Origin of the sequence: Enterobacter sp. BNK-18, from assembly GCF_047456135.1 — a bacterium.
In the GTDB taxonomy this organism is placed as follows: Bacteria; Pseudomonadota; Gammaproteobacteria; order Enterobacterales; family Enterobacteriaceae; genus Enterobacter; species Enterobacter ludwigii.
This window is the reverse complement of the sequence record NZ_CP179899.1, coordinates 1,268,443-1,282,452: the sequence shown is the minus strand read 5'-3', so window position 1 is coordinate 1,282,452 and position 14,010 is coordinate 1,268,443. Positions and strand designations below refer to the sequence as shown.

The window sequence follows — 14,010 nt, the reverse complement described above, 5'->3', positions numbered from 1 at the left end:
TTCGGACGGTTCCTCCGCCCGTTCCTGTCTCACTTGCTCCCAGAAAAGGATAAAGAGCATTTATGGAAAAAAGAAAAAAAACGACGCCAGAGCGGGCTGCCTGGCCGACGCGTCAGGCGATGGTCATGCACGGGCTGGCGATGAACCTGCCGTGGCTGGCATTCGTCAACATCAGCTTCGCCGTGATGATCCTGCTGCGCCACGTCTCGCTTAAGCCCGACGACCCCCTCTACCTCCGGTCGCTTCCTCTGCTGAAGTTTATCGATGCCTCGATGTTCGGCATTATTATTCTGTCAGCTGCGTTAATCATCATGGCCTGGCGACGTATTGCCGGCATCAGCGTGGTGCTCTTTTTCTGTAGCGTCATCTGGTCGATATCCTGTTTCTGGTTTATCACCGATCTGTTGCTGCCTCACGTCTGGCCCCTGTGCGCGATTCTGTTACTCGCCGGGTTGACGGCGCTCTACTTTTACCCCCATGGGTTACTCTCCTTCGTGATCCCGCTCTGGGTCACGCTACCGGTCGCAAGCTGGGTACTCAATGATGGTGTCAACCTTCACTTTGCCGCCGTCTGGACCGTCTTTACGCTGATTTTGCTCTGCGGGCGTTTCATCCTGATAAGCTGGTTTGATGAAGCCTGGCGACGTAACCAGCAAAACCAGCTGTTGATTTCGCGGCTGGAAGCGCTGGCGCATCAGGATCCGTTAACCCAGACCGCCAACCGTCGCAAGATGGAAGTGGTACTGGAGAATGCCGTTGAGCAGAAAAAAGCCTTCTCGCTGATTATGCTGGATATAGATTATTTCAAACTTTACAACGACACCTATGGTCATCAGGCCGGTGACGAATGTTTGACCCGCGTGGCGCAGGTACTCCGGCAGTCGGTGCGAACACCTGACGATGTCGTGTCTCGCTACGGCGGTGAAGAGTTTGTGGTGATCCTCTTTGATTGCCCGGAAAACACAGCCGAAAAAGTTGCCATGCGTATTCAGGACGGCCTGCGCGCGGAGGCAATAGCGCACGATACCTCAAAAGTCAGCGATCACGTCACCGTAAGCATGGGCATTGCAGGAATGGCAGAGGGTCTGGCGGGGACGGAGATTATCGCCCGCGCCGATGAGGCGCTGTACCGGGCGAAAGCGGCCGGACGGGACCGCTGGTCACGATAGCCGTGTCGGGTGGCCGTTGCGCCAGCCCGACACGCTTTGTTTTAATATCGCACACAAACCGATTTGGTTTCACACCAGCCATCCAGCCAGTCCGGGCCGAAATCGCGCCCGGTGCCGGACTGCTTCATGCCACCAAACGGCAGGTTGGCGTCGATCAGCGTATGGCTGTTCACCCAGACGGTTCCCGCCTGCAGCCGGTCGGTGTATTCCAGCGCCTTGCTGATATTTTGCGTCCAGACGCTGGCCGTTAACCCGTATTCGGTGTCGTTGGCCAGCGCCAGCGCTTCTTCGCCATCCGCGACGCGCACCAGGTTGACCACCGGGCCGAACACTTCTTCGCGGGTGAGTCGCAGCGCGGCATCCGGGTTCACCACCAGCGTCGGCGACACGTAATAACCTTTGCCATCCGGCCCCCTGTTACCGGTGATCAACTCCGCATTGCGCGATTTTGCCTCGTCGAGGAAAGTCTGCACTTTATCGCAGTGCGCGCGGGAGACCAGCGGGTTGATGAACGCCTCCGGCGACATGCCCGGCCCGACGCTCAGGGATTTCACCGCCTGTTCAAACCCGCTGACCAGCGTGTCAAACAGCGGCGCTTCAATATAGATACGGGAGCTCGCCGCACAAACCTGCCCCTGATTCAGGAAGCTGCCGGTCATTAGGCCTTCAATTACCCAGGCCGGGTCAGCATCTTTCAGCACGATAGCCGGGTTTTTACCCCCCAGCTCCAGCGTCACCCCCGTGAGCGTATCCGCCGCCGCGCGGGCAATTTGCTTGCCTGTCGCCGTTGAGCCAGTAAAGCTCACTTTGGCAATATGCGGATGTGAGGTCAGCGCGGCACCGCACACCGCACCGCTTCCCGTGACCACATTAAACACCCCGTCGGGGATGCCCGCTTCACTTGCCAGTTCCGCCACGCGCAGCATGGTGAGCGGCGTGGTTTCTGAAGGCTTAATGACAATGGAACACCCCGCCGCCAGCGCAGGCATGACTTTCCACATCCCGATCATCAGCGGGAAGTTCCACGGCACAATCCCGGCCACCACGCCAACCGGCTCTTTGCGCGTCCACGCCTGATAGCGGGCCCCCTGCGGTAAGGGGATGGAGAGGTCGAGGGTTTTACCGGCAATTTTCGTGGTAAGCCCTGCGGTATAGCGCATCCAGTTCAGGGTGCAGCCCACTTCAAAGGCGCGGGAGATATGAATGGATTTCCCCTGCTCCAGCGTCTCAAGCTGGGCCAGCTCTTCGCTGTGCTGCTCAACCAGATCGGCGAAATGCAGCAGGATACGCTCACGCTCTGCCGGTAATTTTCCGGCCCAGCTACGGGCAACAAATGCACGCCAGCCGGACATCACGGCGCGGTCGACATCATCAACGCTGGCATCGGCGGTGGAGGCGATGACGTCGCCCGTAGCCGGATTATAGACATTGAGCCGCTTTTCACTGTCCGACGCGGCCTGACGCCCTTCAATCCACAGGCCATGATGTCGGTCTAAAAACTGCTGTACGGCAGGCTGAACGGCTACCTGTGATTCAGACATAGGGTACTCCTTCGTTTTTATTCGCAGGGTGTTAATGCAGTCTAAGAGGGGTTTTGGATTCTCGCTTTTGTCTCTGTGACATTCGCTTTGCCACCTGTGACAGGCTCCGCAAATCGTGATAATTCCGTCTTATAACGCTGTTACCGGTGAGTGTTCTTTCCTATAGTCAGCCTCATAGCTCTGACAAAATGCAACACAAATGCAACAATGCAAAAACATTGACGGTGCAGCGAGATAAGCGATGGCGTGTGCAAGCGAAGAGGAACAGTATCAACAGTGGCTGGCACAAATTAACCAGGTCTGCGGGCGTTTTAATGCGCGCCCGCTGGAGGGGGAATTCGTCGGCGAGCTGGAAACCAGCTATGCCCGTAGCCTGAAGTTAAGCACCGTAACCGCAGGTGGCGTTAACCTGTTCCGCTCCCGCCATGAGATTAACGACAGTAACGATGCCTGGTTCTACACCGTATTTCAGCTGGAGGGCAGCGCGGAGATTGAACAGGACGACCGCCGCGCGGTGCTGAAGACCGGCGATATCACGCTGCTTGATGCTTCCCGCCCGTGCTCCATTGCCTGGCATGAAAAATCCCGCCAGATTTCGCTGCTGGTTCCGCGCCAGATTATTGAGCAACAGTGTCGTTTTCAGGAGGTAAGCTGCGCGCTCACCCTTTCGCGCACGCTGCCCACCGTTCAGTTAAGCCACCACCTGCTGATGGAAAGTATGGGGAATGCCGATCTGAGTGACCGGGAGAGTGAAGCGGCGCTGGAAGCGATGATCTGTCTGCTTCGGCCCGCGTTCCAGCAGCGCGACGTGGCTCAGCCACGTAAAGAACGCCTGTTCCGCAATGTGCTGTCATTGATTGACGATCATATTCAGTCTGAATCACTGCGACCGGAATGGATTGCCGCACAGAGCGGGATGTCGGTGCGAAGCCTCTACCGCATGTTTGCTGATAAGGGGCTGGTGGTCGCCCAGTACATTAAAAACCGCCGTCTCGACCTGTGCGCACAAGTGTTGCGCTCCGCCAGCGATGATGAAAAGCTGGCGGGCATTGGCTACAGCTGGGGCTTTTCCGACCACAGCCATTTTTCAACCGCTTTTAAGCAACGTTTTGGCGTCTCGCCTGGCGAATATCGTAAGCGCTTTCGCTAACTACTTCTTCAGCCATTTCCCGTTGATGCCTTTCACGTACTCGCCCGGCTGGGCGCGGGCAACCAGCTTTTGCCCTGCCATTTTCGCTACTTCGTCCACCGGCAGATTGTTGCTGTCAGCCAGCTTCTGATAGCTTTCCGTGCGCGCGGCGTTAATGCGATTGACCAGCGCCAGGGTTTCCGCATCCTGTTTGATTGGTGCAAGATAACCGCTCAGGGTTTCCCCCACGCGCCCCTGCGTCCGGGCGTCATTTAAGGTCAGCGTTGCCGCCTGCACGTTCATGCCGAGCGCCAGTAACATCAGAGCTAATCGTTTCATGGCATCCTCAGAACAGATCGCTGCGCGATTTCAGCAGGGTTTCAACGTCTTTATCGACCTTGATGTGGATCTCATGTTCGATTTTGACATTCATATTGATGATAATCGGCTCCTTCGGCGCGGCGACTTCAATGCGCGGCGTACAGCCGGTCAGTAGCGCGGCAACGGCAACGGTGAGCACACCAGCCATCTTTTTCATCGTTGTTCCTCACTTTCCTTGCCAGTCGAACTGCGGATACCAGGTATTGCCGCGTGTTGCTCAAACCAGGTTTGCAGGTTGTCTCCAAAACGCAGGCTACGCCAGAGGGTAAAGACATTCTCTTCATGGGTATAGTTCAGATTAACGTAGCTGCTTTTACCCTCTACCCGGCTGGTTCCCTTAAGGGTCGCCTGCATGGTTAATTCACCCAGATTATCTAAATTGATTCTTGTCCACGAGCGAGAAATTTCCATATAGCGCAGCCAGTTAATTGCGGCGCCCGCCACCATATTATCTTTTACGATAGCGTCCGCCGTGTCTTTATCGATACGCAGCGTCATCGGGCCGGGGTTGGTCAGCCAGCCATCTTTGATGATCCATTTTTCATTGTCCAGCCAGAACGGCAGCGCCCCGCTCACCGGGCCAGACATCGCAAACTGCTTCGGATTAACGGCACTGATCAGCTCGCTGGAGGAGATATTGTCTACCCGCAACAGCGCCGGATCGTGTTGCGGCATCCTCAACTGCTGCATGGTGATTTTTCCGCCGAGGGTTTCCACCTTCACATTGGTGAGCAGAAGCGGGTTCGCCTCACTCCAGGGGTAGTCACCCTGCAGGTCCGCCGTGATATTCCGCGCGGTCACCAGGTTTACCACCTCGCCAATCCGCAAGGTTACCGGGCCGCGCGTTCCCAGCGACCAGGTGCCCTCACTAAACCGGAACGGCAGGACAAAGTCGACGCCGTTGATCTGGTTGTCTGGCATCCAGGCGCTACCGGCTTTCAGCACGCCGTGACCGCCCGCCTCAAAGCCCTGACCCGCGGCGGCCGAGAAGGCCACCTGTGCATACAGTTCGCCGTCACGCAGCGTCATTTTCCAGTCTGGCGGGATCAACGGCTGGAACACGGTGAGGGATTGTTTCGGCCACCAGGCCTGCCCGCGAAGGCGTTCCCCGTCCCAGCGTCCGTTCACCTGTACCGGTCCGATAGCATCAGCATGCAGGTCGCCTTTGAACTGGAACAGTGTCGGGTCTGTTCCGTCTACGCTGAAGGTCAGCACCGACGGCGGCAATACGCTGCCGCCGCTGAAACGGGTTTGCCCGGCATTCAGCGACAGCGCTCCGCTGAACGTCGGCTTGTCAGGATCACGATACCAGCGCACCGGGTTATCCAGCACCAGACGGGGTTTACTGACCTCCATGGCACCGTACTTGAGCTGGTCGAAACCGGTTGAAAGCGCGGTCAGCTCAATAAGTTTGTCGCGCCATTCGCCTTTTCCGGCAACATCCCAGCGCGCATTCATTGGGGTGAAGCCCCCTTTGCCCCAGTAGCGCCACTGCCACAGGCCGTTGTCGGGTAAAAAGTCACTGGCCTGGCCATCCAGATGCAGTTCAAAATCACCCATCTCGTTCTCGTGCGCCCGCAGAATGGCCTGCAGGCGTCCATCGACACCCTTTTGGGTCAGCCTGACGCCCGCCAGCGGCCAGCGAATTTCATCAATATCCAGTGAATCGATAATGCGACCTCGTGAGCGCAGCAGCGCGCCCGGCTCAAAGGAGAGCTGCGGTTCATACAGGCTTCCGGTCAGTTTTGCCGGCAGTCTGGCATAGAGCACCAGGTCGTTATGTTTCGCCTCGCCGCTCAGATGAAGCGGCATGTCGCTTTGTTCCATACTGAGCCTGCCCGGTCCGATATTCAGCACCGCGTTGCCCTTCCCCGCATCCCCTTGAGTGAGCACATTCAGACGCCCGGTCAGGGTCGCTTTCTCAAGCCCCGCCTGCCAGTTATCGACACGAAGGCCAACGCGCCCGCTCAGCGGCATGCCGGAAAGGTTCCAGTTCCAGCGTCCGTCACTGATATTCAGCTGTTCCGCGGTTATTTGCCACGGCAGATCGAGCAGCGGATCGGGGTTATCCCGCGCCATAACCACCAGTTGCCCCTGATTGGCTTCCCAGTCGAGATCGGCATCGACCAGCGAGGTTAACTGTGGCACGTTAAAGGTCGCAACCGCATGGCCTTTAACCGGCACGCCGTCCGGCACCAGCGGCAGGGTGAATTGTCCCACCAGTTTTATCGGCTGTGGCTGGTCGGGAAGTTGTACATCGAACTGGGTGACAGAGAGGGTCTGACCGCGGAGCATCCCTTTAATGCTGACCTGCTCACCTTTGTAGGCAATCTCCTGACGCGCGGGCGTCAGCGACGCCTGAAGTTCTCCCTGCCACTGCTGCCAGGGCGAGAGCGTCAGACGATGGACAGTAAGCCAGGTATTCGGTAACACCGCCTGCCACTGCGCCAGCGTTTTGGGCGCGACCGTGGACGGTGCGGACTGGGGAATTTTATTGAGGCAAACGGAGTTCAGTTCGAGCGCGCCGACATCCAGTTTCCAGCGGCTGGGGTGCGACAGGGTCGCATTATCGACTCGGGCAATTTCGCAGTCATCCACAAGATAGCGAAGATCGGGGATGATCAGGGCATGACGCGTGAGTCTGGGACTTTGTTCAAAGGCGATGCGTGTCCCGACAGGAAGCCAGATCCCGGCAAGGGTTGGTACCCACTGGGCAAGGGTCATCAGCAGCGTCAGCGGCACCAGAATGAACAGCAGTAAGAGCGCGATTGCGGCTTTGTATGTACCCCTCATGGGCAGTTAATATCCTGATTTAGCAAAAGAATTAAGCCGACAGTGCCGATCATTGTCGCATGTTTAGCCAGTCAGTTGAAGAGAATGCTAAATTTAAGGATAGATGCTCTAAAATAATTGATAGAACTTATTGAATTCAATAATATTTCAGAAATTGTAAGATAATTTTAATCATGCTAACGTGAATGCAAAATCACTGGAGAAAGTCTTATGAAACTCGCGGTATATAGCACAAAGCAGTACGACAAAAAGTATCTGCAACATGTTAACGAGGCTTACGGGTTTGAGCTTGAATTTTTCGACTTTCTGCTGTCCGAAAAAACCGCCAAAACGGCGCACGGCTGTGAAGGCGTTTGCATTTTTGTGAATGATGATGGCAGCCGTCCGGTGCTGGAAGAGTTGAAAAAACAGGGCGTGAAATATATCGCCCTGCGCTGCGCTGGCTTCAACAACGTGGATCTTGATGCCGCAAAGGAGCTGGGGCTGAAGGTGGTCCGCGTCCCGGCATATTCTCCGGAAGCGGTCGCGGAACATGCCATCGGTATGATGATGTCGCTGAACCGTCGTATTCACCGCGCTTATCAGCGTACCCGTGACGCCAACTTCTCTCTGGAAGGGCTGACCGGCTTTACCATGTACGGTAAAACCGCGGGCGTTATCGGTACCGGTAAGATTGGCGTCGCCGCCCTGCGCATTCTGAAAGGGTTTGGTATGCGTCTGCTGGCGTTTGATCCGTACCCAAGCGCTGCCGCGCTGGATCTGGGCGTGGAATATGTCGACCTGCCGACGCTGTTTTCACAGTCTGACGTTATCTCCCTGCACTGCCCGCTGACGCCGGAAAACTACCACCTGCTCAACCAGGCGGCGTTTGACCAAATGAAAGATGGCGTGATGATCATCAACACCAGCCGCGGCGGGTTGATTGATTCCCAGGCCGCTATTGAAGCGCTGAAGACCCAGAAGATTGGCGCGCTGGGGATGGACGTGTATGAGAATGAGCGCGATCTGTTCTTTGAAGACAAATCTAATGACGTGATCCAGGACGACGTATTCCGCCGTCTGTCTGCCTGCCATAACGTCCTGTTCACCGGACACCAGGCGTTTCTGACTGCCGAAGCGCTGATCAGCATTTCAGAAACCACGCTGGGGAACTTGCAGCAACTGGAAAAGGGTGAAGAGTGCCCTAACGCTATCGTGTAAACCCGTGTGCCGGGTGTAGCTGCCCTGCCCGGCCAGCTACGCCCGGTCTGGTGTCCAGCGCCGGTGAGCAAAGCGCCACCAGAGCAGGACAGCCAGCAGCGCAATGGCGCTGAGCACACTAAAGGCCGTCGCAAAAGAGTAATGACCGGCAATTGTGCCGGTTAACGCCGGGCTCATTGCTGCCCCGACACCCTGCATCAGCATGACCACACTCTGCCCGGCATTCACGTGCCCACTCCCGCGCAACAGCACCACGATAAACGACGGCACGACAACGCCCAGGATCCCCGCGGCCAGACCATCAAGAATTTGTACCGGGATCATCATCAACGGGGCGTCTGTGGAGGCTGCCAGTGCCGCGCGAACGGGCATGATCAGCAGGGCCAGCATGATGAAACGCCAGTAACCGTAGCGCTCAATTCGACCTGCCACCCCAATGGCAACGGGGATCATCACCGCCTGAGAAATGATGACGGTGGCCGCCGCAAATAATCCGGGATTGATGGTTGCCGGTGCCGCAGCAACCCTCATGCTCAGCATCGGCAGCAGTGCGGCATTGGCCAGATGGAACAGCAGCAGCGTCAGCCCGGTTATCAACAGCGCCCGGTTTTTAATCAGCACCGCGACGCCGGGGACCGGTTGACGGTCTGAAGAGGTCAGCCCCCGCGCCGCATCGTTGTCGATATCTGTATGACGAATGGCAAGCAGCGCGCACAACGTCAGAAGCGTCGTACAGGTCATCAGCAGGAAAATGCCCCCGACGCCCCAGAACCAGGCAATGCCGCCCGCAATCACCGCCGTCAGGAAATTGCCGGCGTGGTTGAACGCCTCGTTCTTCCCCATCTGCGCGCTAAACCCGCTCGGGCCCGTCAGACCCAGCGTAATACCCGCAATCAGTGGCCCCACAAACGCCGCGCAGATACCGGTGATAATTTGCGAGACGGCGACGACGCCGCTCTGCTGACTAAACCAGAGCAGCAGCGTACTCAGCGTAATGGCGATACAAAGCAGTGCCAGAACCGAACGCTTATTACGGGAGGTATCCGTAATAAATCCCGCCGGCAGCGTTGCCAGTAATCCCGCCAGCCCCCCGGCGGTCATCAGGATGCCGATATCATCCGGGGTCCAGTGACGTTCCGTCAGGAAGATGCCGAGAAAGGGCCCGAGGCCATCGCGAACATCAGCAATGAAAAAACTTGTCAGGCACAACGCCCGCAGTGAACGAAGAGACATACTTCCTGCCTTTTGCATATTGGCTGGCTCTGTTAGCGACGGCCTGTACGTTCGACGCCCTGTTAAAATCACGATGCAGTATACCGGAGCGTGTTGAAGCTAAAATGACCTCTCAACTCTTCTGCCGCGGCAAACTCTTTTTATAGAACTTCACGCTTTCCAGATACGCCCATTTATGGGAGTATTTAGGAATCGATTGTTTCCTAAATGATGAGCACAATGTCTGAGAAGCTACAGAACGCACGCGAACGCGGACGTCCGCGGCAATTTGATCTCGATGCGGCCCTGGATCTGGCAATGCCGGTATTCAGAGAAAAGGGTTACCACAGCGCGTCGATAAGTGACCTGAGCGACGCGATGCAGCTCACTGCGGGCAGTATTTATAAAGCCTTTCACGATAAACGTGGCCTGTTCCTGCAGGTATTCGCGCGTTATACCTCCCTGCGCAATCAATCGTTGTGCGAGCGTCTGGCGCGACAACCTGATGGCCGGGCCAAAATAGCCGAGCTGCTGAACTTTTATCTTGAATCGGCCAGCGCTGTCGAAGGGCGCCGCGGCTGCCTGGTGGTCGGCAGCACCCTTGAACTCAGCCAGTTTGACGGCGAAATTGCCGGGCTGGTGCAGAGCGCGCTTGCACGAAATCAGCACGCGATCCTCCAGCTGATTGAACAGGGTATGCAGGACGGTTCAGTTAATTCGCGACACGACGCGCAGGCATTGAGCGGCGTTCTGCTGTGCCTGGTCCTGGGCATGCGTGTGGCGGGCAAAGCCGGAGAATTACCGGCACGCGAACGGCTGGTAGAGACGGTGATGGCGCTACTCGCCTAAAAAATTTATCCATAAAGGAAATGATCATTTCCTAAATAGCTGGAGGTAATAATGTCTGAGAATTCAATCCCCCTTCCGTGGTCGCAGCCTGTCGCGGGCTTGCCCGGTTTTGCGCACTATTACTCAACGGTCGATGGGGTTCGTCTGCACTATGTCAGAGGCGGACAGACGCAAGGTGAAACAATCGTGCTGCTTGCAGGCTTCCCGCAAAGCGGGTTTGCCTGGCATAAGGTGATGGCTCTTTTAGCCGATCGTTACGATATCATCGCACTCGACCTCCCGGGCCAGGGCGACTCCGATAAGCCACAGTCTGGCTACGATACCCTTACGCTTGCCAGTTCGGTTTTTGGGCTGGTGCAGACACTTGGGATCACAAGACATTACCTGGCCGCCCACGATGTAGGTGCATGGGTTGCCTGGCCGTATGCCCTGCGTTATGAACAGCAGGTAATCAAGCTGGCTCTGCTTGATGCCGGTATCCCGGGTATTACTTTGCCGGACGCCCTGCCCGCGACGCCAGAAAAAGCCTGGAAAACCTGGCACTTCGCGTTTCATCTTCTCCCCGACCTGCCGGAAGCCTTAATTAGCGGGCGTGAAGAGATTTACCTCGAATGGTTCCTGCGGCGAAAAACCGCCAGTCCGATGGCCTTTAGCGATGCGGATATCGCCCGATATGTCCGCCTGATGCAGCAAAACGGCGCGCTGCGTGCCGGGCTGGCCCCTTACAGAGAAGCGGCGGTCTCCGCTGTTCAGAACCGGACGCTGGCTGAAACGCAAAAACTTCGGGTGCCGCTGCTGGCCGTCAGTGCCGATCAGGGTTCGATTGCCGATATGGCTGCCCCGCTTCGCCAGTTTGCAGAGACGGTGAGTGGCATTACGCTTGCTCATTGCGGTCATTTCATTCCGGATGAACAACCTCAGGCCCTGAGTGAGGCCCTGGCAGACTTCTTCCGTTAACAGGAAGCGCACGGTGTTGATCACTGCTGGCACCGTGCCCTGCTTCATCAACAAAGACAATTGCTGTCGCCATAAAATAAACCTCGCTCAAAATTTATTAAGGAGTTAATCTCGCAAAGAAAATAAGGGGGCATTATGAAAAACTTGATACTCAGTGTTATCGCAAAAATTTCCAAAATGGACGCTGAAGCTAAAGAGCTGGCGGCCAAAGTAGAAGCACAGTCTTTGTTGATAGGCGCGTTGTTACTGACCATTGGTAAAAATGGCGGTATGAACGAAATGCTCGAGAATGTCAGAAAAGCGATCAACGCGGCGCTTGAAGCAGCAGATACGCCGCTCAAATCCGACGCTGAAATGTTACTGAACGAATTCAATAACCTGATTTTATTAACCCAGCTACTCGAAACTAATGACTCAGAGATAAGTATCGAGTCGTTAAAGGAAGCCCCAGGCGAAACGGCCTCAGATTGAAACCCATTCCTAGAGGCTGGAGTTCAGTCTCCAGCTTCTCGTTAAACCCACGCCTTACGCGCAGCGCGCCATGACCGTGTGAGCGTGATTAGACTTTACCAAGCAGAATATTCAACATCCGTCGCAAGGGTTCCGCAGCGCCCCACAACAGCTGATCGCCGACCGTCAGAACCGAGTAAATAGGGTCATTGTTAAGCGACATTTTCTTGTAACGGCCAATGCCCACCTGCAGCGAACCGCTAATGTTAGCGGGAGTCAATTTACTGACACTGTCATCCTTATTATTGGGCACATAGTTAACCCATGGATGGGAATGCGTCACAAGCTCTGCAAATTCTTCTTCGCTGACTTCACGCTTGAGCTTCAGGGTTATTGCAGCACTATGGCAACGGATCACACCGACCCGAATACACAAGCCATTTACTGCAATCGTACCCGGAGAGAGACCAAGAATTTTGTTCGTTTCTGCCTCACCCTTCCATTCTTCTCTGCTATTACCATCCCCTAAATCGCTGTCAATCCATGGAATAATACTGCCCATTAAAGGCGCGCCGAAATTCTGGATGGGCATGTTAGCACTGTTAATTAATTCACTCACTTTATTGACTAAAGGAAGCACTGAACCTGAGGATTCCAGCTCATCAGAAGATAAATGTTTACTGATATAAGCGCTTTGAGCAATTAATTCCCGGACATATTTAGCACCCGCTCCGGATGCAGACTGATAGGTCATCACACTCATCCATTCTATCAGGTCAGCTTTAATTAACCCTGACAGTCCCATAAGACTCAGCGTAATGGAACAGTTGCCCCCAACAAAAAGTTTAATTCCCTCTTTGATGGCACGATCGATATTTTTGCGGTTAACCGGGTCGAGAATAATGCAGGCTTTTTCATCCATCCGTAGCGCTGAGGCCGCATCAATCCAGTAGCCTTGCCAGCCATGGCTAATCAACTTAGGATAAATTGCTTTGGTATAATCCCCGCCCTGACAGGTTATGATGATATCCATTTCGGCCAGGGCACTAATAGAATTAGCATCTTTGAGTGTGTGGTTGACGCCACCAATGACGGGACCAGCGGCACCTGCACTGGAAGTACTGTAAAAATGCGCGGAAATATTGTCGAAGTCGTTCTCTTCGACCATTCTTTGTAACAAAACAGAGCCCACCATTCCTCGCCAACCAACAATACCAACCTGCTTCATTTGCTTAACCTTAATGACGTTATGAGAATGTTAATTTTTCAAAACATGTTATATCTCATCCCACATTAATGGTCATTACGAATTGCATCACATTCGGCCATTATTAAAATGTTTCATACGGCATCAGCAATATTTATACCTTTTACACGGCATAAATAATTAAAATTGTGGGTAAGACATAATCAAACAAAAACCGGGCCTCACGCCCGGTTTTGTGACTAATCTGAATCAGCGCTACGCACTCAACCCGCGATTCTCCAGCATCGGTTCAATCCTCGGATCGCGGCCGCGCCAGTTCCGGTAAAGTTCAGCTCAATCACTACTGCTCCCGCGCGACAGAATCACCTCGCGGAATGTCTGTCCGTTTTCGCGGGTCAAACCACCCTGCTCGACAAGCCACTGATAGCCATCGTCTGCCAGCATTTGCGTCTATAGGTAATCCAGATTCAGTGTTTGATAATACAGATCAACCTTTTTTATCTGTGGTAAACCTTGCTATTACTTCTTTTTCATCTGCAATTTTACCAAGATTTTCTGGCGCTATTATTCTGCCAACGGGTGTGTATCCGTAGTTTGTCTGAAAGGTCTCATAAAAAAGTACCAGGGTACGATGGCCATATAACATGAGATCGCCCTGATTAATGGTTCCAGGTTTGACCTGGTGGGTCGGTAAGGGACGGGGCAGATCAGCAAATTTCTCGTTCCCGTTAAGTTCCTCCATCGTTAGAGTCAGGGGAAGCTGTTCAATAAATGCCTGTGCGGCTGGATTATTCTTAAGTTCAATATAAAAAGTTTGCTGATTGATAGTCATTTTAATGGTCACGGCTTCTTCCTTGCCTGGCTGCAAAGAATTACTGGCACGAACCGGGAATAAAAAGCTCGCGATGATAATAAATAACAAGAATAATATTTTTTTCATCCAGATTCTCTCCCGCAAATGTGCTGCATCTTTCAGGTGCAGCATCAATGATTATTTTAGATAAGCTTTGAAAAAGAAGTCAATTTATCAAATGGGTTCAGAACCATATGCTTATCTCCGGACTCCTCTCTTACTGGAAATTCTACACGATAGATGTATGCTGACTAGCTAATGATTGCTTA

At 54.4% G+C, this 14,010-nt stretch carries 13 protein-coding genes and 1 pseudogene; 6 read left to right on the top strand and 8 right to left on the bottom strand.

Translation table 11 applies throughout. The features are described 5' to 3' along the window. Window positions 1–62 precede the first annotated feature (62 nt). Window positions 63–1,169, top strand: a complete 1,107-nt coding sequence (locus ACMGG3_RS06185) for a GGDEF domain-containing protein (protein ID WP_410379381.1) — start codon at window positions 63–65, stop codon at window positions 1,167–1,169. A 41-nt stretch (window positions 1,170–1,210) separates the two neighbouring features. Here the strand turns inward: ACMGG3_RS06185 and ACMGG3_RS06180 are convergent, their stop codons facing one another. Next, the gene (locus tag ACMGG3_RS06180) at window positions 1,211–2,710 is read right to left on the bottom strand and encodes an aldehyde dehydrogenase family protein (RefSeq protein WP_014169921.1); all 1,500 of its coding nucleotides are present in this window, start codon (window positions 2,708–2,710) and stop codon (window positions 1,211–1,213) included. A gap of 241 nt (window positions 2,711–2,951) precedes the next feature. Between ACMGG3_RS06180 and feaR the strand changes: the two genes are divergently transcribed. Beyond that, a complete protein-coding gene (gene feaR / locus ACMGG3_RS06175) occupies window positions 2,952–3,860 on the top strand; it encodes a transcriptional regulator FeaR (RefSeq protein WP_014169920.1) in 909 nt (302 codons plus the stop codon). On the opposite strand, the gene ACMGG3_RS06170 is transcribed toward feaR, so the two are convergent. From ACMGG3_RS06170 to ACMGG3_RS06160, 3 genes are read right to left on the bottom strand one after another with little or no spacing between them, the layout of a single operon-like run. Continuing rightward, a complete protein-coding gene (locus ACMGG3_RS06170; protein ID WP_014169919.1) occupies window positions 3,861–4,178 on the bottom strand; it encodes a YdbL family protein in 318 nt (105 codons plus the stop codon). 7 nt (window positions 4,179–4,185) lie between these two features. Next, window positions 4,186–4,377 carry a YnbE family lipoprotein gene (locus tag ACMGG3_RS06165; protein WP_414149696.1) on the bottom strand — a complete coding sequence of 64 codons (192 nt, stop codon included), beginning with the start codon at window positions 4,375–4,377 and terminating at the stop codon, window positions 4,186–4,188. Continuing rightward, a complete protein-coding gene (locus ACMGG3_RS06160) occupies window positions 4,374–7,013 on the bottom strand; it encodes a YdbH family protein (protein ID WP_410379382.1) in 2,640 nt (879 codons plus the stop codon). The genes ACMGG3_RS06165 and ACMGG3_RS06160 overlap by 4 nt, the downstream gene beginning before the upstream one ends. Before the next feature lie 210 nt (window positions 7,014–7,223). Here ACMGG3_RS06160 and ACMGG3_RS06155 point away from each other — a divergent pair, with 210 nt between their 5' ends. After that, window positions 7,224–8,213 carry a 2-hydroxyacid dehydrogenase gene (locus tag ACMGG3_RS06155; RefSeq protein ID WP_014169916.1) on the top strand — a complete coding sequence of 330 codons (990 nt, stop codon included), beginning with the start codon at window positions 7,224–7,226 and terminating at the stop codon, window positions 8,211–8,213. Between the two features lie 36 nt (window positions 8,214–8,249). On the opposite strand, the gene ACMGG3_RS06150 is transcribed toward ACMGG3_RS06155, so the two are convergent. Beyond that, window positions 8,250–9,446 carry an MFS transporter gene (locus tag ACMGG3_RS06150; protein WP_078773997.1) on the bottom strand — a complete coding sequence of 399 codons (1,197 nt, stop codon included), beginning with the start codon at window positions 9,444–9,446 and terminating at the stop codon, window positions 8,250–8,252. A 219-nt stretch (window positions 9,447–9,665) separates the two neighbouring features. Here ACMGG3_RS06150 and ACMGG3_RS06145 point away from each other — a divergent pair, with 219 nt between their 5' ends. From ACMGG3_RS06145 to iraP, 3 genes are all read left to right on the top strand, one after another. Continuing rightward, on the top strand, window positions 9,666–10,274 hold the full coding sequence (locus tag ACMGG3_RS06145) for a TetR/AcrR family transcriptional regulator (RefSeq protein WP_414149695.1): 609 nt from the start codon (window positions 9,666–9,668) through the stop codon (window positions 10,272–10,274). Between the two features lie 51 nt (window positions 10,275–10,325). Beyond that, the gene (locus tag ACMGG3_RS06140; protein WP_020884252.1) at window positions 10,326–11,231 is read left to right on the top strand and encodes an alpha/beta fold hydrolase; all 906 of its coding nucleotides are present in this window, start codon (window positions 10,326–10,328) and stop codon (window positions 11,229–11,231) included. Between the two features lie 135 nt (window positions 11,232–11,366). Next, a complete protein-coding gene (gene iraP, locus ACMGG3_RS06135; protein WP_014169912.1) occupies window positions 11,367–11,702 on the top strand; it encodes an anti-adapter protein IraP in 336 nt (111 codons plus the stop codon). Between the two features lie 88 nt (window positions 11,703–11,790). On the opposite strand, the gene asd is transcribed toward iraP, so the two are convergent. The 3 genes and pseudogenes from asd to ACMGG3_RS06120 all read right to left on the bottom strand — a co-directional run bounded on the left by asd (window position 11,791) and on the right by ACMGG3_RS06120 (window position 13,828). After that, a complete protein-coding gene (gene asd, locus ACMGG3_RS06130; protein WP_414149694.1) occupies window positions 11,791–12,909 on the bottom strand; it encodes an aspartate-semialdehyde dehydrogenase in 1,119 nt (372 codons plus the stop codon). Between the two features lie 234 nt (window positions 12,910–13,143). After that, window positions 13,144–13,338, bottom strand: a pseudogene (locus ACMGG3_RS06125) (M3 family metallopeptidase); the annotation flags it as partial. 37 nt (window positions 13,339–13,375) lie between these two features. Beyond that, on the bottom strand, window positions 13,376–13,828 hold the full coding sequence (locus tag ACMGG3_RS06120; protein WP_414149693.1) for a cyclophilin-like fold protein: 453 nt from the start codon (window positions 13,826–13,828) through the stop codon (window positions 13,376–13,378). Window positions 13,829–14,010 lie beyond the last annotated feature (182 nt).

Bases quoted from the DNA above. Each gene is read 5' to 3' on its own strand.
- ACMGG3_RS06155 (WP_014169916.1), top strand. From the start codon at position 7,224: ATGAAACTCGCGGTATATAGCACAAAGCAGTACGACAAAAAGTATCTG.
- ACMGG3_RS06160 (WP_410379382.1), bottom strand. From the start codon at position 7,013: ATGAGGGGTACATACAAAGCCGCAATCGCGCTCTTACTGCTGTTCATT.
- ACMGG3_RS06150 (WP_078773997.1), bottom strand. From the start codon at position 9,446: ATGTCTCTTCGTTCACTGCGGGCGTTGTGCCTGACAAGTTTTTTCATT.
- ACMGG3_RS06140 (WP_020884252.1), top strand. From the start codon at position 10,326: ATGTCTGAGAATTCAATCCCCCTTCCGTGGTCGCAGCCTGTCGCGGGC.
- ACMGG3_RS06120 (WP_414149693.1), bottom strand. From the start codon at position 13,828: ATGAAAAAAATATTATTCTTGTTATTTATTATCATCGCGAGCTTTTTA.
- ACMGG3_RS06145 (WP_414149695.1), top strand. From the start codon at position 9,666: ATGTCTGAGAAGCTACAGAACGCACGCGAACGCGGACGTCCGCGGCAA.
- ACMGG3_RS06165 (WP_414149696.1), bottom strand. From the start codon at position 4,377: ATGAAAAAGATGGCTGGTGTGCTCACCGTTGCCGTTGCCGCGCTACTG.
- ACMGG3_RS06185 (WP_410379381.1), top strand. From the start codon at position 63: ATGGAAAAAAGAAAAAAAACGACGCCAGAGCGGGCTGCCTGGCCGACG.
- ACMGG3_RS06170 (WP_014169919.1), bottom strand. From the start codon at position 4,178: ATGAAACGATTAGCTCTGATGTTACTGGCGCTCGGCATGAACGTGCAG.
- ACMGG3_RS06180 (WP_014169921.1), bottom strand. From the start codon at position 2,710: ATGTCTGAATCACAGGTAGCCGTTCAGCCTGCCGTACAGCAGTTTTTA.
- asd (WP_414149694.1), bottom strand. From the start codon at position 12,909: ATGAAGCAGGTTGGTATTGTTGGTTGGCGAGGAATGGTGGGCTCTGTT.
- feaR (WP_014169920.1), top strand. From the start codon at position 2,952: ATGGCGTGTGCAAGCGAAGAGGAACAGTATCAACAGTGGCTGGCACAA.
- iraP (WP_014169912.1), top strand. From the start codon at position 11,367: ATGAAAAACTTGATACTCAGTGTTATCGCAAAAATTTCCAAAATGGAC.